This window comes from Providencia sp. 2.29 (assembly GCF_015832305.1).
GTDB classification, from domain to species: domain Bacteria; phylum Pseudomonadota; class Gammaproteobacteria; order Enterobacterales; family Enterobacteriaceae; genus Providencia; species Providencia stuartii.
The window spans coordinates 1,211,416-1,235,002 of record NZ_CP065420.1; the positions used below are offsets into that span (position 1 = coordinate 1,211,416).

At 38.8% G+C, this 23,587-nt stretch carries 19 protein-coding genes and 2 pseudogenes; 10 read left to right on the top strand and 11 right to left on the bottom strand.

Features of this window, described 5'->3' with window-relative positions; all coding sequences use genetic code 11:
• The first annotated feature begins 27 nt into the window (after nt 1-27).
• From I3B46_RS05435 to I3B46_RS05450, 4 genes and pseudogenes are all read left to right on the top strand, one after another.
• The gene (locus I3B46_RS05435) at nt 28-921 is read left to right on the top strand and encodes a hypothetical protein (RefSeq protein ID WP_040132371.1); all 894 of its coding nucleotides are present in this window, start codon (nt 28-30) and stop codon (nt 919-921) included.
• 200 nt (nt 922-1,121) lie between these two features.
• Nucleotides 1,122-1,859, top strand: coding sequence for a vWA domain-containing protein (locus I3B46_RS05440; protein ID WP_004922730.1), 738 nt, complete (start codon nt 1,122-1,124; stop codon nt 1,857-1,859).
• A gap of 480 nt (nt 1,860-2,339) precedes the next feature.
• The gene (locus I3B46_RS22320) at nt 2,340-2,519 is read left to right on the top strand and encodes a hypothetical protein (protein ID WP_004922728.1); all 180 of its coding nucleotides are present in this window, start codon (nt 2,340-2,342) and stop codon (nt 2,517-2,519) included.
• Between the two features lie 120 nt (nt 2,520-2,639).
• Nucleotides 2,640-2,764, top strand: a pseudogene (locus tag I3B46_RS05450) (IS256 family transposase); the annotation flags it as partial.
• A gap of 52 nt (nt 2,765-2,816) precedes the next feature.
• On the opposite strand, the gene I3B46_RS05455 reads toward I3B46_RS05450, so the two are convergent.
• The 7 genes from I3B46_RS05455 to I3B46_RS05485 form a co-directional block, all read right to left on the bottom strand.
• Nucleotides 2,817-3,518, bottom strand: coding sequence for a tetratricopeptide repeat protein (locus I3B46_RS05455; RefSeq protein ID WP_060560814.1), 702 nt, complete (start codon nt 3,516-3,518; stop codon nt 2,817-2,819).
• A 334-nt stretch (nt 3,519-3,852) separates the two neighbouring features.
• Nucleotides 3,853-6,252 (bottom strand): beta-N-acetylhexosaminidase, encoded by a 2,400-nt coding sequence (locus tag I3B46_RS05460; RefSeq protein ID WP_061064747.1) that lies wholly within the window; start codon nt 6,250-6,252, stop codon nt 3,853-3,855.
• 264 nt (nt 6,253-6,516) lie between these two features.
• On the bottom strand, nt 6,517-7,788 hold the full coding sequence (gene efeB, locus I3B46_RS05465; RefSeq protein ID WP_004922719.1) for an iron uptake transporter deferrochelatase/peroxidase subunit: 1,272 nt from the start codon (nt 7,786-7,788) through the stop codon (nt 6,517-6,519).
• Nucleotides 7,789-7,799: 11 nt separating this feature from the next.
• A complete protein-coding gene (locus I3B46_RS05470) occupies nt 7,800-8,699 on the bottom strand; it encodes an EfeM/EfeO family lipoprotein (protein WP_104872912.1) in 900 nt (299 codons plus the stop codon).
• The gene (locus I3B46_RS05475; RefSeq protein WP_004922715.1) at nt 8,692-9,525 is read right to left on the bottom strand and encodes an FTR1 family iron permease; all 834 of its coding nucleotides are present in this window, start codon (nt 9,523-9,525) and stop codon (nt 8,692-8,694) included. Before I3B46_RS05475 ends, I3B46_RS05470 begins: the two co-directional genes overlap by 8 nt.
• 11 nt (nt 9,526-9,536) lie before the next feature.
• Complete coding sequence (locus I3B46_RS05480; protein ID WP_014656601.1) at nt 9,537-9,872, bottom strand: cupredoxin domain-containing protein; 336 nt, start codon at nt 9,870-9,872, stop codon at nt 9,537-9,539.
• A 226-nt stretch (nt 9,873-10,098) separates the two neighbouring features.
• Nucleotides 10,099-10,656, bottom strand: a complete 558-nt coding sequence (locus I3B46_RS05485; protein WP_014656600.1) for an iron transporter — start codon at nt 10,654-10,656, stop codon at nt 10,099-10,101.
• 264 nt (nt 10,657-10,920) lie between these two features.
• Between I3B46_RS05485 and I3B46_RS05490 the strand changes: the two genes are divergently transcribed.
• Complete coding sequence (locus tag I3B46_RS05490; protein WP_004922707.1) at nt 10,921-11,850, top strand: DUF7916 family protein; 930 nt, start codon at nt 10,921-10,923, stop codon at nt 11,848-11,850.
• A 102-nt stretch (nt 11,851-11,952) separates the two neighbouring features.
• On the opposite strand, the gene I3B46_RS05495 is transcribed toward I3B46_RS05490, so the two are convergent.
• On the bottom strand, nt 11,953-12,918 hold the full coding sequence (locus tag I3B46_RS05495; protein WP_163761955.1) for a hypothetical protein: 966 nt from the start codon (nt 12,916-12,918) through the stop codon (nt 11,953-11,955).
• A gap of 238 nt (nt 12,919-13,156) precedes the next feature.
• On the opposite strand from I3B46_RS05495, the gene rimO reads away from it, so the two are divergent.
• The gene (gene rimO / locus I3B46_RS05500) at nt 13,157-14,491 is read left to right on the top strand and encodes a 30S ribosomal protein S12 methylthiotransferase RimO (RefSeq protein ID WP_004922699.1); all 1,335 of its coding nucleotides are present in this window, start codon (nt 13,157-13,159) and stop codon (nt 14,489-14,491) included.
• A 721-nt stretch (nt 14,492-15,212) separates the two neighbouring features.
• Nucleotides 15,213-15,350: pseudogene (locus I3B46_RS21725) on the top strand (helix-turn-helix domain-containing protein); the annotation flags it as partial.
• Nucleotides 15,351-15,538: 188 nt separating this feature from the next.
• Here the strand turns inward: I3B46_RS21725 and dhaM are convergent.
• The gene (gene dhaM, locus I3B46_RS05510) at nt 15,539-16,972 is read right to left on the bottom strand and encodes a dihydroxyacetone kinase phosphoryl donor subunit DhaM (RefSeq protein WP_042116772.1); all 1,434 of its coding nucleotides are present in this window, start codon (nt 16,970-16,972) and stop codon (nt 15,539-15,541) included.
• A gap of 701 nt (nt 16,973-17,673) precedes the next feature.
• Nucleotides 17,674-18,303: a response regulator transcription factor gene (locus I3B46_RS22325; RefSeq protein ID WP_014656595.1), complete on the bottom strand. Its 630-nt coding sequence runs from the start codon at nt 18,301-18,303 to the stop codon at nt 17,674-17,676.
• Between the two features lie 488 nt (nt 18,304-18,791).
• Here I3B46_RS22325 and I3B46_RS05520 point away from each other — a divergent pair, with 488 nt between their 5' ends.
• Nucleotides 18,792-19,787 carry a LacI family DNA-binding transcriptional regulator gene (locus I3B46_RS05520; RefSeq protein ID WP_036941349.1) on the top strand — a complete coding sequence of 332 codons (996 nt, stop codon included), beginning with the start codon at nt 18,792-18,794 and terminating at the stop codon, nt 19,785-19,787.
• Nucleotides 19,788-19,826: 39 nt separating this feature from the next.
• Here the strand turns inward: I3B46_RS05520 and I3B46_RS05525 are convergent, their stop codons facing one another.
• Nucleotides 19,827-21,281 carry a glycoside hydrolase family 32 protein gene (locus I3B46_RS05525; RefSeq protein WP_104872909.1) on the bottom strand — a complete coding sequence of 485 codons (1,455 nt, stop codon included), beginning with the start codon at nt 21,279-21,281 and terminating at the stop codon, nt 19,827-19,829.
• A gap of 231 nt (nt 21,282-21,512) precedes the next feature.
• Between I3B46_RS05525 and I3B46_RS05530 the strand changes: the two genes are divergently transcribed.
• Nucleotides 21,513-22,457 carry an aminoimidazole riboside kinase gene (locus tag I3B46_RS05530; protein WP_163761956.1) on the top strand — a complete coding sequence of 315 codons (945 nt, stop codon included), beginning with the start codon at nt 21,513-21,515 and terminating at the stop codon, nt 22,455-22,457.
• 112 nt (nt 22,458-22,569) lie between these two features.
• The gene (rarD, locus tag I3B46_RS05535; protein ID WP_196993150.1) at nt 22,570-23,487 is read left to right on the top strand and encodes an EamA family transporter RarD; all 918 of its coding nucleotides are present in this window, start codon (nt 22,570-22,572) and stop codon (nt 23,485-23,487) included.
• Nucleotides 23,488-23,587 lie beyond the last annotated feature (100 nt).

A 23,587-nucleotide genomic window follows, 5' to 3' on the forward strand; every position in this document is an offset into this window, starting at 1 on the left:
ACACACCAATAGTGAGAAAAATAGATAATGAAAACAATATGTAAAAGTGGATTGCTAGCTATTGCGATGTTTGCTGTATCTGCTTGTGATGATTTTGATCCAATGAGCCATAAAGGTGAGTTTTATTATAGTAATCCAACAAACGATAATATTTCATTTAAGGTCGATAATAACGATTATAATGTGCTACCAGGGCAAAGAGGCATTATTCAACTTGCATCGGGTAAACATACGTTAGAAAACAGCCAAGGTGAATTATTTTCGTTTATGGTTTTTGACAACAATAACGGGGGGATTATTAACCCAAATAACCTTGTTTATTATACCCTTTCAGAGGCTTATGTTGTTGAAGGTAAAGCTGATCGTTTCAAACCGACCACTTATAACGTAACTATCAACGGCCATGATGTCAATATGGCAGTAAGAAGCGCAAATGCGTTTGTCATTGATGCTAATTTATTTAAGTGTAGCTATTTATTGGGAGAGCCTTTCCCTGAATCAATCACGACACATGATCAAAAATTAGACGGTAATATTAAGTCAAAGTGTTTTGATAAGGCTGAATTAATTGAATATATTGCCAATGAATATGGTGAAGATTTACAGCCTAATATGCCGGAAGATGCACTGCATGACTCCATCAATATGGCCTTTAGTTATGAGCTACCAACAGCAGACTTTACGGATCAATCGGTTCAGTCAATAGCCGAAGAATTGGTGAATTTACTAAAACAACTGAAAGAAACCAATGATACTGCTATCCATGAAAAATTAAATCAACAATTTCACCAGCTCAGTATCGAATTAGTGAAAGCTCATGCTAATAACTCGGCATCTAATTCAGTTTCAGATAACGAGCAATACAATAATTTTGTTCATCAGGTTGGTGAATTGAGAGGTTATGGTATTTGGGAAAAATAATAATAAATTTTAAATAATCAAAAAAAGATTGTATTTATAAAATCCCCCCAATCGTTGGGTAATCAATTATTGGGGGATTTTGTCTCCTTTTCTTTTTAAGAATCTGCCTGCAAACTAACCAGAGAATTCTTATGTGAAATGATTGTGATAAACGGATGATAGCTATTATCAAATAAGATCATCTGCATAGGAATAATAATATGAAGGCAATATTAAAGCCATTTCTTGGTATTACGTTTGCTTCTATCTTTTTGATGTTTTCTTCAATAGCAAACGGCAAATCGATCGTTGTAGAAAAAACACAGCCTGAAGTCTTAGACCTTGTATTTATACTGGATAAAAGTGGTTCAATGTCAGGTTTTGAATCTGATACGATTGGCGGCTTTAATCGTGTGTTAACAGAAAATCGTAATAAAAAAGGGGATGTCTTTATTACGACAGTGCTGTTCAATGATAAAACAACCCTCTTACACAATAGAGAGCCTATCGATAAAGTACCAAATTTAACTTTAGAAGATTATCAGGTTGGCAGTAATACTGCACTATTAGATGCGGTTGGTGACACCATTAGCAAAATGCAAGAAAACCGGAAGATAACAAAAAATAATAACGTTTTATTCGTTATCATTACTGATGGTGAAGAAAATAGTAGCCACAAATATAGTCAATCGAAAATTAAATCTATGATCAAATCGGCAGAAATGGAGGATAAATGGGACTTTATCTTCCTTGGCGCCAATATTGATGCGATCACTGCTGCCGATAGTATTGGTATTAGTCGCTCTAAAGCAACTGGATATGTGCAAGATAAAACTGGTTACGACAAAGCATATAAAGCGATTAATAATGCCGTTGAGTCAAAGAAAAATGCTGCACCAATATCAGAGGAATGGAAAAAAGAGGTTGAAACTGACGCGATGGAGCGCACAAATAAGTAGTGTAATGGAAGAGTAGATTTACTGATAAACTAATCCCTCAATATTGAACTGCACCCCAAAAGTGAGACGCCTTTAGTCTAATTTGAAGGGTGCTTTTCTATGTTAAAACATACTCTAGAGTTTAAACTTGAAATTATTCAGGCCTACCTAAATGGTGAGAGGGGTTAAAATACTCGATAAAAGATTTAAACGTAATCATGATACGACTTGGTGATGGATTGAAAATTATCAACAGCACGGGGTGTATGGGCTAAACGTTAAAACATGAAAACAGGTTTATTTTCCTGAATTCAAATTTCATGTGGTTCACATGATCCTAAATGGGACATTTTTACATGAGGGCTCTGACAGCTTGATATCAATGGCTGATCATATAAAGAATACGGTAGATAGGAAGTAAAAATAAACCGAAAGGGTGCCCAAACCAAATGAAGAAGTCTTCCCTGTTTTTGAGACAGCGATGGTAAAATTTCAGCTGAAATGCTGGGCAAGAACACTGTAATTTATGTTGAGAAACAACTTGGTGTTAAAATAGGTGAATATACAACATTTTGTAAAAATACTGTTGGTGCTTGTGCTGAGGCATCAGCAGCAGACTCGTTGATCCGCCAAGGGGTTAAGCCAGAAAATATCCGATTTACCCAAGCGGTCAGGCCATGAGAGGTTTGGGAAAAAGATACAATCCCGCTAAAAGCAATAAAAGAAACATGTGACAATTGCCTAGTTACATGGCCAACAGGCGTAGATAAATGAGTGCATTAGCAAATGACTGGAAACCAAGACTCTGCACAGAAAGTGATTTATTTAGCGATTGAATCGGCCTCTAAAAAATGGAGTATGCCAATTCAAAACTGGAAACAGGCATTATTATTGAGTTCGGTGACCGCCTAAACGGCCACATTTAATAAAAGGCAAATACACCGAATTATTTACAGTGTCGGCAATGGCTCTCCCTATTTATTGTTCACTGATATCTTTTAGTTCTAGAACTCTTTTACACCCATCTTGATTACCGTTATCGCACGACTTGCTATACCAAATTTTAGCAGTTGATTTGCTCTGTCTAACTCCTAATCCTTTATCATACATTTGTGCTAGATTGAATTGAGCCAATTCATTGTCTTGTTCTGCACCTTTCTGGTACCACTGTAGCGCCTGCTGGTAATCCTGTTCAACACCATTTCCATACTGGTACAACACGCCAAGATTATTCTGAGCTGCACTATTATTTTGTTCGGCAGATTTCAAATACCACCGTAACGCTTGCTGGTAATCCTGCTCAACTCCTTCTCCAAGATAGAACATCACCCCCAAGTTGCTTTGAGCGCTAGAATTTCCTTGTTGGGCCGATTTCAGGTACCATAGCCGCGCTTGCTGATCATCTTGCTCCCCACCCCAACCATGACTAAACATCACACCAAGCTTATATTGAGCATCTGCATTGTTCTGTTTTGCTGCTTTCTCATACCACTGTCTAGCCTTCTGATAATCCTGTATAACTCCTTCTCCATATTGATACATAGTACCTAATCTGTATTGAGCAGTTGCATTTCCCTGTTCGATTTTTATACATAAATCATGATCTGGTACTTCACAACTTGCGGCACTAACGACTACTGGAAGCATCCCCAAAAAAAGGAGAAAAATCGTTTTTTTCATCTAATCCTTATTCCCTAATCAGCACGTGAGGTAGGTATCGCTATGTTATATAAACATATTAAAATCTAACGAATTTTAGTTCAGAGCATAAAAGCAATAATTCAATATGGGATTAATAAGTGTTATTGCTTATCTGGCTTTATCATCGAGAAAATAGCGAATGAAAAACATACCTGAAAAAGTGGCGATATCATTAAAGTAAGTTTAACTTAAGGTAAAAGAATAGCATAAACAAACAGTGACTGATTTTCCAACTATTAAAACTCTTTATACCGATTATATTCCCCCCAAAAGTCGAATACTTGAGTTTAACTAAAGGGGGGATTGACTGTAACTATTGACCTGTTGTCGGGATGTGGCGGAGTAGTTTTTCTAGTGGTTCGACAATTGCAATGACAACTTCATCTTGCAAACCTGAGCTTTTTTCTAACTGCTGCAAAATAGCTGCTTTACGGCTCTCGGCTAACGGCTCACCTGTCGTATAATGCTTAATCAGTTCTAAACCAATCACCGTCAATTGTTCCACATTTTCGGTAACAGGCGTTAACCTAACTAAGTTAGCATTCTGTTTAATAAGACGCTGGACTTGTGGAATATTATCTTGCCAACGTTTTAATCTCTGCTCTAACCATTGTGCTGCCGCTGTATCATTCGGTTTAGCGATTAATGCGTCAATATGCTGGCGGAAGGCTCTTGCTTGCATACTTTCGGCCGGTAAAGCATCGACAAATCGGTTAAGAGGTTCATATTGATGATATTGGTTTTCTCTCCACTTAAGATGATGGCGAGTATAGTAATGTGCAGGCTCTACAGACTCAGAGAGGATCATCAAAGGCTCAATTTCAACGCCATTTGCTAAACGTGTAAATTCACGGGCCGTTTGTGCATGCTGCTGTAAACCCACCGAAATGGTTGACCAAGCATCTGTTGCGTTTAGGCGACGATACATGTCATTCTCATTATTGACATCTTTTGCAGACCATAGGCGCTCGGATACGGCAAAAGCACGTGGCCATAGCTTAGTATCAATGATGGGAGCGCGAATATTTTCAGCCCATAACGCAATTTCCCCGCCGAGAATATTGGTCATTTTATTATTGTCGGGCGTGGTTGGCGCAATTCCTTCGGGAATGGCTGTTAAGTGGGTTCCTGTCGTTGGATAGCGAGCATTACCTATTATGGTATAACCGCTTAATTTATCATCCGTTAAAGTAACAACAGGACGAGTTTCTCCCATCCAAGTGTCCACTGAGAAACTGACTTGTTTAGGCGAAAACCACTCAATCTTATTAATTTCTCGACGTGATTTACCTGCAAAATCAATAAATCCACGCCATCCATTTGACCCCTTTATTAATGTAAAACTGCCTTTTACGGGGCTACCTTTTAACCTTTCGATTTCAAATTGCCAACTTTGCGATTGTTCACCCTGTTTAACATTTGTCTCTACAGTAAGTGGCTGAGGTAGTATCTCATTTCGATAATGGTATGCCGCACTTTGAGATTGGTCGAGATAGAAACCGGTTGAAAGTAAACCTTTAAATCCTTCTTGAGCGCTATCGCCTAAAGAATCTTGTCCTTGCCACGACTGAATAACAATATTTTTTGATAGTGAAGGGTGTTGAATTTCATCCCAGCCGACCATTTTACGGTTATGTTTTGTGAGGATTTGTTCAAGCCGTTGATTGAAATAAGCCTGTAGTGCATGGGTATCTTTCAGGTTGTTTTTTTGCATAAACTCCTGAATAGCTGGATTGTTTTTCCATTGGGTTGGGTCAACCTCATCTCCGCCAATATGGATATATTCATCTGGGAAGATAGTGGTCAACTCGTTAATTAAGCTATCTGTAAATTGGTACACATTTTCTTGGGTTGGATTAAGTAGAGGCTGATGCACTCCCCAGTGACGTTCCATTTGGTAAGGGCCAGCTGCGCTCATAAGCTCAGGGTAGGCAACAGCAATAGCTGAGGCATGACCAGGGAAATCAATTTCAGGCACCACCCGAATTCCTCTTTCTTTGGCATAGGCGACAACTTGGCGCATTTGATCTTGAGTATAGTATTGGCCATCACTGGCTAGCTGTTGTAATTTAGGGTAGCTAAGTGACTCAAAACGCCAACCTTGGTCATCGGTTAGGTGCCAATGAAAAACGTTTAACTTAGCGGCTGCCATACCATCAATTTGGCGCAAGATATCATTGATTGGTAAAAAATGTCGTGAAGAATCAAGCATCACACCGCGCCAAGCAAAACGCGGACTGTCTTTAATTGTAAGCAGTGGGATAAACGTATTTTCCCCATCTGTTTGTATCAATTGTAATAATGTTTCCATCGCTCGCATTGCACCAAATCGGGTTGCCGCTTTGATCGTGGCGCCATGGTTATCTGTTGTGATTTGATAACTTTCGTCCATTTGTAGAGATGGCAATTCAGGTACTTTTTTCTCGATAAAAATTTTTATCGGGGCTTGAGTGTTGTTTGCTTGGTGTGGTGTTAATTGCCAGCCTGTTTGGGTCTCTATTCTTTCACGCCAACGACGGGTTGCATCACCTAAATCATCGCCTTCTACATAAATATCTAGCGTATTATTTAATACCCATTTTCCATCGGCATTTTTTACTTCAACTTGCTGTGGCCAAGGCATGAGCGGTAATTCAGATAATGATTGTGCTCCGCTTGGTAATGAGTAAATAAGTGAGGATATGACGATAGCAGACGTAAGTTTGTTAATCATAGAGATCCCTTATTATTCGTAATAGTGAATGCCATTTTGAGCATAAATCAATCTATGAAGTCCAACACGGTTATCGTATTAAATGATACGGGTCACATTATTTTTTATTGCGAATTAAGTGCGAGTGATGTTGATTTATTTAATTTATTGATTTTGTGATTGTTTTTAAATGTGGCTATTAGAAGGGAAAAGAGGGGGTGATGATGTTTAGTAGAATATTCAAGTGCGGGAAGGCAATGCGCGATCCCGCAAAAATTAAATCGATTAAGCTTTTTTGGCGGCTTCAAACATACCTTGAGCTAGGTAGTCTTGGGCTGTTTGTACACCTGGCAATACAAAATAGTAGCCACCCCCAAAAGGTTTAATATAGCGTTCAAGTGGCTCACCATTAAGCCGTTTTTGAGTATCAATAAAACCTGTTTTAAGATTTTTTTGGTATGAAACGAAGATAAGCCCCATATCAAGTAACCCATTAGGGGTTAAACCAAGTGAGTAGCTGTAGCTACGGCGCCTTAGTTTTGCGGTATAACGCTCAGGGTTACGAGGTTCGGCACGGCGCATGTGGGAGTCGAATAATACGCGGTCCCCATGAGGATCTTTGTCAAATTGAGGGTCATCATGTTCTTGCTTCATACCGATAGGTGCCCCTGTATCTTTATGGCGACCGAAATCATTTTCTTGGTCTTCAAGCGGGGTTCTATCCCAAAATTCAAGATTAAAACGGATGAGTCGTACTGCTTGATAGGTGCCGCCAGTACACCAACTAGGCTCTTTTCCTCCTTCGGTAACCCAAATAAGTTCATTCATTAATTGGTTATCATTGGCAGGGGCATTGCCTGTGCCATCTTTAAACCCAAATAAATTGATTGGCGTTGATTGGCTGTCAATATCACGAGAAGGTAAGAAACCATCTATTTTCCACAGTGGGAACATAAAAGGGGATGTATGCCTTAAAATATCGCGTAACGCATAAATGACGCTTTCTTGACTATTCGCACAAATTTGTAATGTGATATCACCGCCACACCACTTTTGCTCTAGCCTATCATTTGGAAAACTGGTCATTTCAACAAGATAGCGAGGTTTGATTTTATCTAACCCAAATCGTGTATCAAATAAGCTCTGACCCAGAGAAACCGTGACAGTTAAAGCATCTGGCTGAATGTGAGTTCCTAAAATCCCTGATTCAGCCGGCGGCATACGGTCATTAGGAGTTTTAGGTGCTGTTTGTACCTGCGTTAGATACGCAATTCTTTTTGTCAGTATTTCGAATAGCTTCTGTAGTTTATCGAGTGATTCAACGGTGACATTAAATGCAACAAATGAGGCATTTTTCTGTTCAGGCGTTAAAACACCCGCTTGGTGTAAGCCTTCAAAAGGGATCGTCTTATCATAGGACGACAAACAGGCATTTTGGCGCGTGTTAGCCGCAAATGTAGGAGCCGCTGCAATAAAACTACCAACAGCTAATGTTTTTAATGCATTGCGCCGAGATAAGCTGACAGTTGTAGAATCGTTTTGTAATTTAGCCTTCATGGCTTGTTACCTCAATATTTATAATATACATCAACACTGAGCTGATATCTGAGCTGTGCGAGGTCTTCAGCTTGCTGCGTTAATACGGAATAAAGTGCCATCATGTCTTTTTTGCTCAACTGGTTATAAGGCTGGTAAATCCCCGAGGGCAATTGATAAGGCTTCATGATCTCATTGGCCTTTTGATAATTATTTTGGATACGTTGGAGCACGTTGGGAGCGATAAAAGGGGTCAGCACTTTAATAACGTGTTGTGAGCCTTGCAGGTTTGCTGCTATATCGCTCAAATCAGATTGGCTATAGATATTCTCTTTGCCAGCCAATTTAGTTTCAAGGATCATCTCAATAAAATCGGCTGACGCTTGCACTAATTTAGGTATCTCAACACGTTCAGTCGCTATGCGTTTTTGAAGATCCCGGGCTTTTAGCAGTAGCTCATCGGTTGCAGCGAGTGCCGCTTTACTGTCTTTACGGTCAAATAATTGATATTCAATAAGATGGAAACCAGTGAAACGGTAATCTTTTTCTTTATCAAGAAAGTAGTCAGCCCTAGCATTAATGGTTCTGTCAGTATTACCAAACAATATAATAATTGGGCGAACAGATTCGTAATATTGATGTGCCTGAATATAGGCTTGTTCAGCGGTTTTGAGGTCGCCTTTTTTTAAACTTTTGTTCAAGGTTTCCAGTTGAGAAACCATTTTGCCTAATTGTTCCGTTGTATAACTTAAATAATTTGTAATGGCGGAATGATATTTCTCAGGGGTGGGAATATCACCTTTAGCGATAATTATGTCATCCCCTGTTTGTACAGGGGATCTTAATGCTTTTGCTGATACAGTAGTGGGTATTGCTATGACTAAAACCATACCGCATAGAAACATAGACTTTAGTGTTTTAGCATTACGCATGTTTTTTACTCCGAGAAAACAGCGCGATAACGACTATCCAATAAATGACAAATGTAATTACACTTAGCCAAATTGGCTGTGAGCGGTAAGCGAAGAACGAAGAGATAAAATTACCTACAATATTTGAATCATCTAATAGTGCTGTCGTATCCCATGCTGGGTAAATTAAAAACTCAGGAATAGCATAATCATATTCAATTAATAAGTTTGCGCTCTCTTCAACCCCTTTGAGTAGTAGCGATAAAGCAAGAAAGAGTAAGACCACGCCGGTGATTTTAAAGAACAGCTTCCATGAAATAAAACGGTTAGTAAGCAAGAAGGCATATAATGTTAGGCCTGCAATTAATACGCCACCTGCGACTTCTAAAGCAAATCCTGAAGCATTTTCTGCATTTAATGACATGATAAAGCTAGATAGGAAAACAACGATCTCACTACCTTCTCGAGCGATAGCAATAGCGATGATGAGTGCTGCTCCCCACCAATTATGGCGCTCTGCATTTCGGCTAATACCGGATTCAATTTCGGATTTTAAGGAACGACCATGCTTATTCATCCAATAGACCATTTGGACGATTAATATACACGCAAGGAATTCCATAAAGATCATAAACAGGGATTGCCCTGTATCATCAAGAATATTAAATACGCCATAAATGAGTAATGCTAACAAAATGGAAATGAGAAGACCGAGGGCAACCCCAGTCCATAAAAAACGCATTCCATTTCGTGCATCTGGGTGGTGTTTGATCCACGCATAGATAATGCCGATAACGAGTAGCGCTTCAAAGCTTTCACGCCATACAACAAACAGAACTTGCCCCATAAATTATCCTACTACTTCGCTATGATCTCACCTTTTGGGTGAGACAGGTGAAAATCATCAAAAAAGGTGTAACTTCCTGGTTTTAGAGGTGCAATGACGACAACAGAGCTAGCCCCCGGAGCGAGCACTTTTTCTTTGCGTAATTGGGTGCTTTCAAACTCTGCAGGTTCAGTGCCTGTATTGGTGATTTTGATCCGAATAATAGTTTTGGCAGGAACCTCGAGAACTCGTGGGATCAAGTCACCATTTTTCATTTCGAGTTCGACGGTAAATTTTTCTGCTGCGAAAACCGTATTCGGTATTAGCACTGAAAAAAGAAGCAGAGTAAGGCTTAGTAGTGTTCTCATCTTCATTTAGCTCAACAAAAGTGACCTTTAATAAAAGTAAAAGGGCTATTCGCAGCAATTAAGCAGCGGCTAGCCCTTAAACCCTATACACTCGCGATATTCAAGTTTAAATAACAGCGATATTAGTGATGCTGATGCGCACAGTTCATAAAGGTTTGTATGATCCTTGTGATACATTCATTTCACTTAGCTGCATCCCGAATGATTTAGAGTATTGATTCGTAGGTTAGTAGCTGCCTTTACGGCCGACGCCCGCATAGTCAAACTCCCATGAAACTTCGAAAGGTTTGAACCAAGGAGCAACGCCTGTTTCTTTATCGATATGACGACCAAAGGCAACTTGTTTGTTGTAGGATGGTGGATAAATTTTGTAGGTTACCTTGTATTTACCATTACCATCTAACTTGATGTTTTCGCCATAGTGAGGCCCATCACTTGCGACCATTGGCATGAAAGTACCCGTTTGGGTTTGGGGTTTGTCACCAAGTTTAGTTACTGTGTATTCGATGCTGAGATATGGGATCCAATCACCTTCAGCAAAACCATTCGGGTTATCTTCAACCGCATGAATATCTGCTTCTAAATGGATATCTGCTTTATCGGCCGGAAGGTGGGACATTGCATGTTGTCCTTCTTCGGTATCCATTGTGATAGGCTGTAGATAAACACCTTGGATTTCCATTCCATTTTTAATGACGGGCTGGCCTAAAGGGTATTCTTGAGCAAAAGCAGCCACAGAGAATAGAGCTAAACCCGAAACAGCAGCTTGATAAGCGAGTTTCATCATTTTGTCCTTACCATTATTTTATTATAGGAAGCGCAATGATAATCATTATTATTACTGCTGTTCAAGTTAAAGTTTAAGCTGAAAATTTCATTTAACGCCAAATACATGAAAAGTTTTAAAAAAATAATTACAGTAAGAAAGTTATTATTCTTTAAAAAATATCTTGTTATATCGAATATAATCAGCTTATTGATTTTATGGCATGATGAATTGAACAGAGTTTGTTTATTATCACCCCACGAATATATAAAGGTGTAAAGTATGCAAAAACGTTATCTTGATTGTACGGCTTCTGAAATACTGCATATGAATAAAAAGGCATTATTAGAAGCGATTAAAGGAAGTGAAGGGCGCCTAGTGGTTTCTGAGACTATTGGCACTATTCAACCTGTTTTAATGAATGTGACAAATGCTGAACTTGCAGCGAGTCAAGGTGCTGACATTTTACTATTAAACATTTTTGATGTGGATAATCCCGTTGTTCAAGGGCTTCCTGATAATACACCTCAAACAGAGATCATCCGCACGTTAAAACGCCTTACTGGCCGAGCTATCGGCGTGAATCTAGAGCCTGTTCCCGCAGGTTTTAATAATCCTCATCAAGATGCGCAGTGGAAAATATCTGAAGGGCGATTAGCTACGGTAAAAAATGCCATCAAATTAAAAGAGATGGGAGTGGATATTATTGTATTAACGGGAAATCCAGGTAATGGCGTCACCAATCATGAAATTAATTTAAGCCTAAAAGAGCTTAAAGCGGCTGTGGGTGAAAATATTATCTTGGTCACGGGCAAAATGCATGCTGCGGGGGTGTTAAATGAATCTGCTGAGCAGTTAATTACCGAGACGGATATTCGTAGTTTTATTGATAGCGGTGCAGATGTGATTTTATTACCAGCCCCTGGAACGGTGCCGGGGATCTCAGCCGAATTTGTGCAAAAAATGGTGGCTTATTGTCATTCACAAGGGGTATTAACGATGACGGCAATTGGGACATCGCAAGAAGGGGCGGATATACAAACCATTCGCCAAATTGCGCTGATGTGCAAAATGGCAGGAACAGATCTGCATCATATCGGCGATTCGGGCTATAACGGTATTGCATTACCAGAGAATATTTTAAATTATGGTATTGTGATCCGAGGTGTTCGGCATACTTATTCACGTATTGCTCGTTCAATAAATCGTTAGTGTTTTTTAAGCCGAGAGTTGATAGGGAATAGCTTTCGGCTTTGTGGTTTATATTCGTTTCATTAGGTAGACCAAATGAGGAAAGTGCGACAGCTAAGGTGATTATTTATTAACGTTATCGGTATCTGTATTGGTATAGCTAATATTGTTTACAGTTTCTGGATAAAGCCAACTCATAAATAAAGTCAATCCAATAAATATCGGGATAACTGAAGCTAATAACAAACCTAAAGCCCATGAAAATGGTAGGTTTATGGACAAAAATGTCCATAATATAAAGGAAAGACCTAAAACTATGATTGAGATAATAATGGCCTCTATATTTTCTACCCTTCTCTTTGATGGTGCAAATTCAAAGGTTTTTGGGTTTACATCGAGTTTAGTAAATACACTTTGATTGATTTTTATATCAGGAGTTCTCGCAAGTCCTTTAAGGACCGCCTTGAGCATCCACTTCCTTTTTTCTATTGGAGAGAAAAGTGAATAGTTAAGCCAGTTTTCGATGGGTAATTTATATTCTTTACGCTCATTTGAGGCATTTTTATATTGAAAAACAAGATAGTCAGGCCGATTTCTACCGCCTGTTTTAATATGCACAATATACTCAGTGCAAATAGTTTCCCAGAGTATTTCAATGTTCCCGTTTGGATATAGGGTATTAATAATACGAAATCCGTCGTTATCTACAGAAAAGTAACCAACAGTTTTACTTAATCGTTTTAGTAGAGCATAAAATGAAACTAATAGTATGGCCTCAATAGTAATAAAAAGTAACTTTCCCAAGATAACTTCCCATAAAATGAGAGAAGTAAATGCATATAGCAATGCAAAAAATAGCCATAAAAAATAAATAACTGCTTGATTACCATGGCCAATTACGGGTTCTATAGGGCGTTTTAGTTCATTTGGTAATGGGTAAATTATCGTTTCGAAGATAACATAAGGGTTATTGTTGTTACTGATACTATTGTCGTTACTCATGCTATCTATACTGAAAGTATTGCTGTTGTAGCTATGGTTATTTCTACGTCTGTTGCTTTTCTTATTCTTGCTCTTATTTTTCTTCATATTTTAACGAACAGTATTTAGCATCAACCCTTTTTAATGGAATCGAAGAGGGTAATATAAGTCAAATTTGATAGCTAATAAATAACGATGTATTAATAATGTCTATTTTATAGCGGTAAAATCCTTAAGAGGTAAATGGCTTAATCTAATCAATGTTCATAGCTAAAAATTTGTACAATTTTTATTATACTTCAGGTAAAATCCAGCCCATTTTTTAAAACAATAAAAGAAGTGAGTTATGTCGCAAAATACTAATCCGGTGCCAAAAATTGGTTTTGTTTCACTTGGCTGCCCAAAAAATCTTGTCGATTCAGAACGTATCTTGACTGAACTACGCACAGATGGCTATCAAGTTGTACCAAGTTATGATGATGCTGATTTGGTCATTGTGAATACTTGTGGCTTTATTGATAGTGCCGTTCAAGAGTCTCTTGAAGCGATTGGTGAAGCATTAAATGAAAATGGCAAAGTGATTGTGACAGGGTGTCTTGGGGCTAAAGAAAACCAAATCCGCGAAGTACACCCAAAAGTACTCGAAATTACAGGCCCTCATAGTTATGAGCAAGTACTCAATCATGTTCATCATTATGTGCCAAAACCAGAACATGATCCTTTTTTGAGCTTAGTTCCTGAGCAAGGTGTTAAATTAACGCCAAAACATTATGCCTATTTGAAGATATCGGAAGGTTGTAATCACCGTTGTACATTCTGCATTATTCCATCCATGCGTGGTGACTTAGATAGTCGCGCCATTGGGGATGTACTAAATGAAGCAAAACGCTTAGTTGAATCAGGTGTTAAAGAGCTACTGGTGATCTCACAAGATACTTCCGCTTATGGTGTTGATGTCAAACATCGTACAGGCTTTTGGGAAGGTAAACCCGTTAAAACCAGTATGGTTGGCTTATGTGAGCAATTAGCGTCACTTGGTGTGTGGGTTCGCTTACATTATGTCTACCCATATCCACATGTTGATGAGGTAATCCCATTGATGGCGGAAGGGAAAGTTCTTCCTTATTTGGATATTCCATTGCAGCATGCTAGCCCAAAAATTTTAAAACTCATGAAACGCCCAGGTGCGGTCGAAAGAACACTTGAGCGTATTAAACGCTGGCGTGAAATTTGCCCTGAATTAACTTTACGCTCTACTTTTATTGTGGGCTTCCCAGGGGAAACGGAAGAAGATTTCCAAATGTTACTCGACTTCTTACAAGAAGCGCGCCTTGATCGCGTTGGCTGCTTTAAATATAGTCCAGTTGAAGGCGCGAAAGCGAACGAACTAGCCGATCAGGTTCCTGAAGAAGTTAAAGAGGAGCGCTATCATCGTTTTATGCAGTTGCAACAACAAATTTCAACAGAAAGGTTGCAAGAAAAAATTGGGCGCAAATTGCCTGTTATCATTGATGAAGTCGATGATGAAGGTGCAATTGGTCGTAGTATGGCGGATGCCCCAGAAATTGATGGTATGGTTTATTTAAATGGTGAATTTGACGTGAAGCCAGGTGACATTGTTAATGTGCTGATTGAGCATGCTGATGAGTATGATCTCTGGGGTTCAATTGTCTCTGAATAACCACCAAGTGAAAAGATAATAGACAAAAGCCTGCTCAATAATTGAACGAGCAGGCTTTTTTTAGCCGCATTATTAGTATCTAATTTCGATATAATCAATGTTATTGTCCTAGATCAAAGGATAAAAAACTATTCATGTATTATTTGATTTGTGATATTAAAATTTCATGAAAAATTGACATAATTTGAGAATGACTTACGGATGTATAAGGATGGCTATGTCTATTGATTTATCATCTCCAGTAATTTCTCCCAGATCAAAAGAAGTGGCAAAGGCGATTTCTTCAGAGTTGTTAATTCATTTTGCCAGTCTTGCTATCGAAAACGGATTGGCTCCTATCAATGATATGACTATCGATGCTTCACTCATTGAGCCTAATGGAAAAACGTTGTGGTTAAGTGAGATGCTGACAGCACCATTGGCTATTACCAACGTATTATCAAATTGTACAACTCAGGAAGCGTTATTTAGCTTATTTACTCATCCTGTTAAGTTACAGGGAACCTTTTATTATCTCGCCCCTATTTATTGTGAAAATAGAGCATTAGTTGCCATCGTTGCGTTTGCTTCTCAAACGGTTGACAGCACTATTCTACTTGCCTTAGCAAACGCTGTTGGTCGTGAAATCAGTGAGAAAATAAAGCGTCACTTATGTTTGCAAGAGTTGGTTTTTGAAAAACATCAACCTACAGAGCGCCGAGAGCTGAGTATTCAGGAAGTCGAAAAAGCGGCAATTATCGAAGCGGCAAGGCTTTGTGGTGGAAAGGTCCAAGAGATGCATCAAGTCTTGAATATGGGGAGAACAACGCTTTGGCGAAAACTAAAGCAATACGACATTAATATTAAGGAATATAAGTAACTAACTCAAAGCGGCCTCATTATGCATGAAAAACAATGAGCAAAAAATGGTTGTAATTGATGGTTATCATCAAGAGATATAAAAGCCTTTCGAGTCGTTACACAAACCGCCGTATATTTTTACGGCGGCCTATGTTGAATCTATCAGAAATTGTCAGTGGTGGTAGTTGAAGCTCACCGTTTCACCATTTATGACGCCACTATTAATGAGCGAGTCTCAATAGATAATTGTAATTTTGTTTGTTCAGCTATTTGGTGAATGTTGTCGCCAAGATCCGTTAATATCGGTAGCCCCATTTTTGCCGCAATAATACAGGTATGGGAATAAGGGGAACCATTTGCCAGAGCAACACCCACTACGTTTGTATTTCTGTAGCGAAGTAGTTCAGAGGGGCCTAAGTTACCACTTAAAATAATCGTAGGCTCGGTGAAAGCACATGATGGCTGTGCGACAGATGATATTGACATAAGTAACTGATTTTTTAAGTCTTCAATATCAATAAATCGAGCTTGTAAATACTCATCGTCTAGTTGCTGATACTGTTTTGACATATTGTTGAATATGTTGGAAATCGCGTCATAGGCAGTATTGCATTCATTTTCGATGCTTTGTGTGATTGATTCTACAAGTTCATCATCTTCTAATAATAAGCGATGTCCTCGAAAAATATTGGCAATCTCTTCACCATATTGTTCGTTCAGTGTATTAGCGAGAGAATCTAAGTGCGTTTTTAACTGTTCAATTGCTTTGGTGGCCCTACGGGTTTCGTTTTCACTTGTTTGATAAGACGAAATGCAAAGTTCAGTGTTTGGAGCGTGGTGATGAGCTAACCCTGCTACGGTTGGTACATAGGCCGTTTTCCCTACAAAGGTTTTGCTGTCCGTTGTTGCGATGTTATCTCCAAAATTGTGTTGGGCAAGCTGATTAAAAGCATCGATGGCATTTTGGCTATCTACTCCTTCTGCAACCAATGTAATTTTGTCACCTTGACGCACCTGTAATAACGCAATTTGGTTCATGCTTTTCGCATCCGCGCGTTTTTCACCATGACGTAATTCTAATGTGGCTGTAAAACCAGAAAGCAACGTCGCTAATTTTGCCGCCGGGCGGATATGTAGGCCCGAAGGATTTTTGACCACCCATTGGGTTGTTAATGCCTGCTCTGAAAAATGAGTATGCTTGTCTTTTTCATTCTCAGTGGTAGTGACGGTGTCATTTAGCTGTTGCTGTTTTGCCTGTAAAGCTTGTTGAGCTTCATTTAATATTTCATCAATTGAAGCTCCACCCGATGCGGCGGCCGTAATCGCTATGGCGCCTTCCACTAAAGGGGCGCTACATAAATGAACCTTTTCTGCCAAATCTGGATCGATGAGATCAAGTGCCGTTTCTGCACTGAGTAGTGCACTGCCTAAGTCCATTAATAAAATGATATGCTCGGCATCGGATAAACTTTCGATTGCCTCCATCACTTTCACCGCATCTGTGCCGATAGGGTGAGTTTCATCATCAACACCTGCCGCGGTGATGATGTGACACTTTTGTTTGTTTTGCATTTGCGCTGCAAGTTGATGCAACCCATCAGCGAGCAATTTACTATGAGAAACAATAATGAGACCAATCATATCCTTCTCCTTTACCAAAGTGTGGCGTTCAATCGTATCGTTTGATAATAGGGAATTTTACGGCAAAAAGAGAGCGCCTCGGCTGTTATTGAGCAATAAAAGTGCAAAATATTAGCGGAAGCGCAAATAAACCAGCCAATGCTCGTGGATGTTTGCTGTGTGGCAAGGATCGAGACTTAAAAACGTTTGCTCCCTTTTCCTGAAATTTTCATGGTGTCAGCTTACTGATACAAAAATTAAAGAAAAATGAAGTAACGGCATTATTATTGACTAATCATTGATACTTGGATGTCAGTTTTGAACCGTTTTTTTTAGATTAAGAGCATTTTTAGAGAATAGGATTTAACGGGGAGTAACTTAAATTTAAAAGAAAAGTTGAGTGCACCTAAGCGGTTATTTATATGAAAGAGGGCGATAAGTGAAATAACTTAAAACTAATATGCGAAATTATTTCACGGTGAAAATAATAATTCACTTAAGTAACATTAACGATATCGGCGAAGGAGGCTGACACATTGCAAGTTTACATGTGGCAGCCCAGAACATTAACTAATCTAGCCATGAAAATGGCCTATAGCAATTAAAACTGTAAAAACCTTAATATTCAAAATAAAAATATATTAATGGTTAAATTTTTTAATTAATTAAAGCTAAATAGCTAAATTAATATTATCGACAATGTGCATTGATAATCAATGATGTCATAAATTTCTAGAGTAAGTATTTATATATTCATACTCTTGTATTAATTGCGGTAACGATTTTATGCCGAGTTTTGTATAAATATTTGAGCGATGAACTTCAACCGTTCTTGGCGAAAGTGCTAATTTTTCAGCAGTTTCCTTACTCGTGTTACCTTCTAGGATCATATCCATGATCTCTTTTTCTCGATTGGAAAGACGATCAAATTTATCTGCTAATTTATTGTATTTCTTGAGCTCAGAATGCTCATTAGCAAACAATTCCATAGCATGGCTGACAGCATGCGCGATATCCGAATCTTTAAATGGAAATGAAAAGAAATCAAATGCGCCGGATTTGAAACTTTCACGGCAAAGCTCTACAGATGGCTTTTCTGATAGGATAATAAAAGGGATGATACCTAATGAACCATTGATATTATTCAATCTGCCAATATGATTATTTTCACTGTTTAGGAATATTAATACACACTCTTTTGCTCCTTCTTCTTGAGGGTACGTATAATTACTTGTAAATAAATCTTCGTCATTATAGAACTTAAAATTGAAACCAAAAGATTCCATCATTAGTTTCAGTTTATTCTTAATGACATTATCATTTTCTATGATTACGTGAATGGTGTTATTCATCACCATACTCCTGTTACACTGATTTGATATTCATATAAAATTTGAAAAATACGTTGAGCCAGATTGCTACGTAAGCTAATGGTAATATTTTCTTGCTAATTTTTTAGATTTATTATTAATGTATTTACGGACCTTTAACGACCTTAATTTATATTATATTTCGCGACTAGGTAAATTTAATATAAAAGTAGGGTTAATGGTTAACGTTTGTGTCATTAAGTAAAAAATAATAAATATCTTACTATATGGTAAGTAGAAACACGTATACTTTGTTTATCTCACTATATATTTTAGATATGTTATAAAATTTTTTTATGTAATGGAATGATAATATCGTAAAATAGTAGTCATAAAAAGCTCTAATACTAGATTTAGTATAGTTTCATTTGTAATAATCACAAATATATTTAATCACTCCTGTAGGTGATTTTTATCCTTATCATGTTAGAATTTTCATTCGTTATTATATGGCTGAGTGAAAACACGTAATGGCTTCTTTAAAAGATGTGGCTCGACTTGCTAATGTTTCATTGATGACAGTCTCAAGAGCCATCAATAACCCTGAGCTTCTGAAACCTGATACCCTAAAACAGGTGCAGCAAGCCATTCAAACACTTAACTATGTTCCTGATTTTTCCGCTCGAAAAATTCGTGGGAAGGGGTCGAAAATATCCACGGTTGGTGTACTTGCGCTTGATACGGCTACAACACCTTACTCAGTTGAAATTATTCTTTCAATAGAACAGACCGCAAGGCAGTTTGGTTGGAGTAGTTTTGTGGTCAATATCACATCAAATGATGATAATGAGCGTGCTGTACGACAATTATTGTCGCAGCGGCCGGATGGTATCATTTACACAACAATGGGGCTAAGAGAAGTATCGATACCAGAAGGGCTACATACTTATCCTCTTGTATTGGCAAACTGTATTGACCCACAGCAGAATTTTCCTGCCTATATCCCTGATGATTACCACGGGCAGTATCATGCAATGTGCAAATTGATTGAAAAAGGTTATCGACGCCCTTTGTGTTTGTATATTCCAAAAGAAACATTAGCAGGACAGACCCGTAGAGAAGCGGTTGAATCTTCATGGAAGTCGGCTGGGTTACCACAAGAGGCATTAAAACAATATCACTTAGCGCTTGGTGATGAACATTATCTGGATGTGATCGACCTTATTAATAGGCATTGTGAAAGTGGTAAACCTGATTTTGATGTTGTGGTATGTGGTAATGATCGTATCGCTTTTTTAGCGTATCAGGTTTTGCTGAGCAAAGGGCTGCGTATACCTAAAGATGTTGCCGTATTGGGGTATGACAATATGATTGCGGTTGGGGAGCTGTTTTATCCACCATTGAGTACGGTTGTGCTGCCTCACTATCAGTTAGGGCAGGAGGCCGCATTACATATTATTGAACAACGAAAAATTGAAGGTACACAGTATGTTTCTTGTGACCTTCTGGAGCGCTCATCAATTTAATGAAAGGATCACGGTTTATTCGCGATCCTTAAAAAGTGGTTATTCGACCGCTTTATGCAGTGGCCATAATGTCGCCTTTATTAATTTGGCTTTCTGGTTTATGGCAAATAAAGTTAAAGCTCGCTCCCCTTCTTGCGGATAAATTCGGCTGGTAAAACACATTTCCCCCTCATTGATAAAAACTTCAATGCTAGATTTATCAATAAAAGCACGTATTTTGAGATACTGGGTTTGTGGTAACGGCGCACAGCGGTAATCACTAATAACATATTCTGGATAGTGGCGGGTGAGCATTAAGGTTTGTGTCTGCCCATCAATGAAGAATTGAGCACCATTACCAATCCAAAAACCGAATTTTTCAGCCGGGCTATTCTGTAAATCCCAAATTAATTCAATTTCACAGGTTTTGGCATCATCATACATTTTAATCACACTATTTTTTTCTAACACACAAGGTGTGATCTCAATAGCTTCTTGCCGTAACGATGTCAGCTCTTTAATTGGGTTTACCTGTATTTTACCTTGGTTGTTCAAGGTTAGCTCTCTTGGGATGGTAAAGCAGCCTGACCAACCGTGAGGTTTTGATGGCATATGGCTTTCCCACATATCCATCCAAGCAATCGCTATACGCCGTCCATCTTTAGATAAGAAAGTTTGCGGCGCATAAAAGTCATGACCAAAATCGATTTCGGTAAAATAGTGAGTTATTTCATAAGGCTGTTGCGGTGACCAATGACCCACAAGATAGCCATTTTGGAAACGGTTTCGATACTGATGACCCGATGGTTTTTTGCCTTGAGGGGAAAATAATGTGACAAACTGTTCGCCTAAAGGGAAAAAATCAGGGCATTCCCACATATAAACATTTTTATCTTCTGTTTTAGCCAAAACTTGGTATTCACTAGGCCAATTAAGTAGATCCTCTGTGCTAAAGAGGAGAATTTGCCCCTGATTTAAATGGTCTCTTGCACCAACGACCATCCACCAACGGGAATCTTGATACCAAACTTTTGGGTCACGGAAGTGCATATAACCTTCAGGTGGAGGAATAAGGACACCTTTTTTCTCAAAATGTATGCCATCTTCACTCACTGCAAGGCACTGCGCTTGATAGATCTCGCTGTCATCCCCTTCATCGGATAACCAAATATGACCGGTGTAAAATAAGTATAGTTTTCCATGATGACTGACCGCAGAGCCTGAAAAACAACCGTCGCGATCATAGTCATTACCCGGTGCGAGGGCGATAGGTTGATGTGACCAGTGGAGCATATCTTGACTCGTAGCATGCCCCCAATGCATTGGTCCCCAATCTGAACTGTAGGGATGATGTTGGTAAAAAGCATGGTATAGACCATTATGATAAACAAGCCCATTTGGATCATTTAACCAACCCGCATAAGAGGCAAGATGATATTCAGGATAAAATTGCTTGTTTAGAGATTGTCTCGCTGTTTCAAGCGCTATCGATGCTTGTTCAATACGTTGTTTCATCATAGCTCCTTTATGTGTACCGATTGTTTATCAATGCTTATTGTTAAAAAGATTAGGTAATGCACATTGATCCATAAATAGGATGAGGCGATATAACACGTGCGTTAATATTGTCTTTTATTTATACTCTAAGCTTTAAATGTTAACGTTAACAATCTGGGTTTTCCAGTACTAATTTGTGTTAATGTAAGAATTGTATGTCGAGTCATTCAATCTTCGAATGGGGTGAATATGAAAGTTTGGTCTTTAGGTGATGCGGTCGTTGATTTAATTCCTCTGCACAGTATGCAATATGAAGCCTGTGCTGGTGGGGCTCCTGTGAATGTCGCTGCTGGTGTTGCAAAATTAGGGATACCAAGTGGTTTTATTGGGCGCGTAGGCGAAGATGCTTTTGGTCATTTTATGCAAAAGACGTTATTTGATATCGGTGTTGATACTAGCACGATGGAATTTGATGAGCGGTATCGCACGAGTACGGTGTTAGTGTCTTTACATGAAAACGGTGAACGTGAGTTTTCCTTTTTAGTTTCACCTTCGGCAGATCAATTTCTCAGTAACAAAAATTTACCGCGTTTTGAAAAAGATATACTGCATTTTTGTTCGTTAGCGCTTGTTCATCCAGTTTGCCGCGCATCATTAAATGAAGCAATTGATAAAATTCAGCAAGCAGGGGGATTACTCAGTTTTGATATTAATATTCGACCTCAAATGTGGTCGGATCCTATTGAAATGCATACCAAGGTCGATGAATTTGCTTATCAGGCAGACATACTGAAACTCTCGGAAGATGAGTTATTGTGGCTTGTCGAGGAGGTGACATTGGATAGGGCAATAGAGAAACTCAAGAGTTATCCTGCCCGTTTGAAAGTTGTCACTCAGGGAGCGAAGGGCTGCTTGGTATTAACCCATACTCATCAAATCGGCATTAGCGCATATCGTGTCGAAAGTGTTGATACGACGGGGGCTGGTGATGCTTTTATGGCTGGATTGCTTGCGGCCATCGCCCAATTTGGAGTGAGTGATAATGATGGCGATTTAATGAAAGTCATTACACAAGCAACAGCTTGTGGTGCATTAGCGACAACACGTAAAGGGGCAATCAGTGCAGCGCCATCCCAGCAAGAGCTAACGGCATTTATTCACCAGCAACCACCATTACATATTCGCGAACTTTGAGAAGGGCTTTACGGATGCGAATAGTGATGTTAATTAATTCAAATTGATAAATAAAAGTGTATGATATTTATAGTGAAATTTTATTTAAGAAAACATCAATTTTGGGTTAATTATGTTACTGAGATCAGGGGTAGCATTGGCTATCTTTTCTTGTATTTTATGGGGGATCACACCGCTTTTTTACCGTTTGTTGCCCGGCGCTGAACCTTTAGAGCTACTTGCCCAACGTGTAATTTGGTCGATCCCCTTTTTATTAGCCATTCGCTTACTGATTAAAAATAAAACGCTTTGGCAACAAGTATGGGCAGATAAACGCTCAATTATTTTATGTTTGTTTAGTTCATCTATTATGGCGATATCATGGGGGGCATTCACTTATGCATTAACCCATGGGCAAGTACTTGCTGCCAGCCTAGGTTATTTTATTAATCCACTGTTTTCTATTTTACTTGGGGTCGTATTTTTACATGAACGGCTAGTTTTAGCCGAGAAAATGGCGGTATTGCTGATTTTTTCCGGTGTCTGTTTCCAAATCTGGCAGTATGGTGAATTGCCTCTACTTGCCCTTGTGATGGGAAGTGCTTTTGCCGTCTATGGTTTGATCCGCAAATTTATTCGTTTTGATGTTATCACTTCCCTTTTTGTTGAGGCGATGTGGCTATTGCCTGTCGCCATTGGGATCACATGGTGGCTATCCGCTAATGGCACGAGTGCTGTCGAGGCGGGGGATTGGCAAATCAAGCTGCTGTATATGCTTGCGGCTCCGGTGACAATTATTCCATTACTGTTTTTCACTGCGGCGATAAAACGCACAACATTAACCGTAATAGGGCTTGCCCAATATATTGAACCAACGATCCAATTCTTATTAGCTGTATTCTTATTTAATGAACTATTTGATTGGGTGAAAGGGGTTAGTTTCTCATTGATTTGGTTAGGATTACTGTGCTGTATTATTGCCTTGCTGCATAAGCGCTACAATGAATATCACAAACGTGTCCCTTATGTAACAGGTCGTGATAAGCGTTAGTAATGCTAAGCGAATATTGCGATAAATGAAGTGAAATACGATCTCTTATGGTTTAAGCAAACGATTGCGTATATAATCTTGTCCATGAAATCAGCTTTTT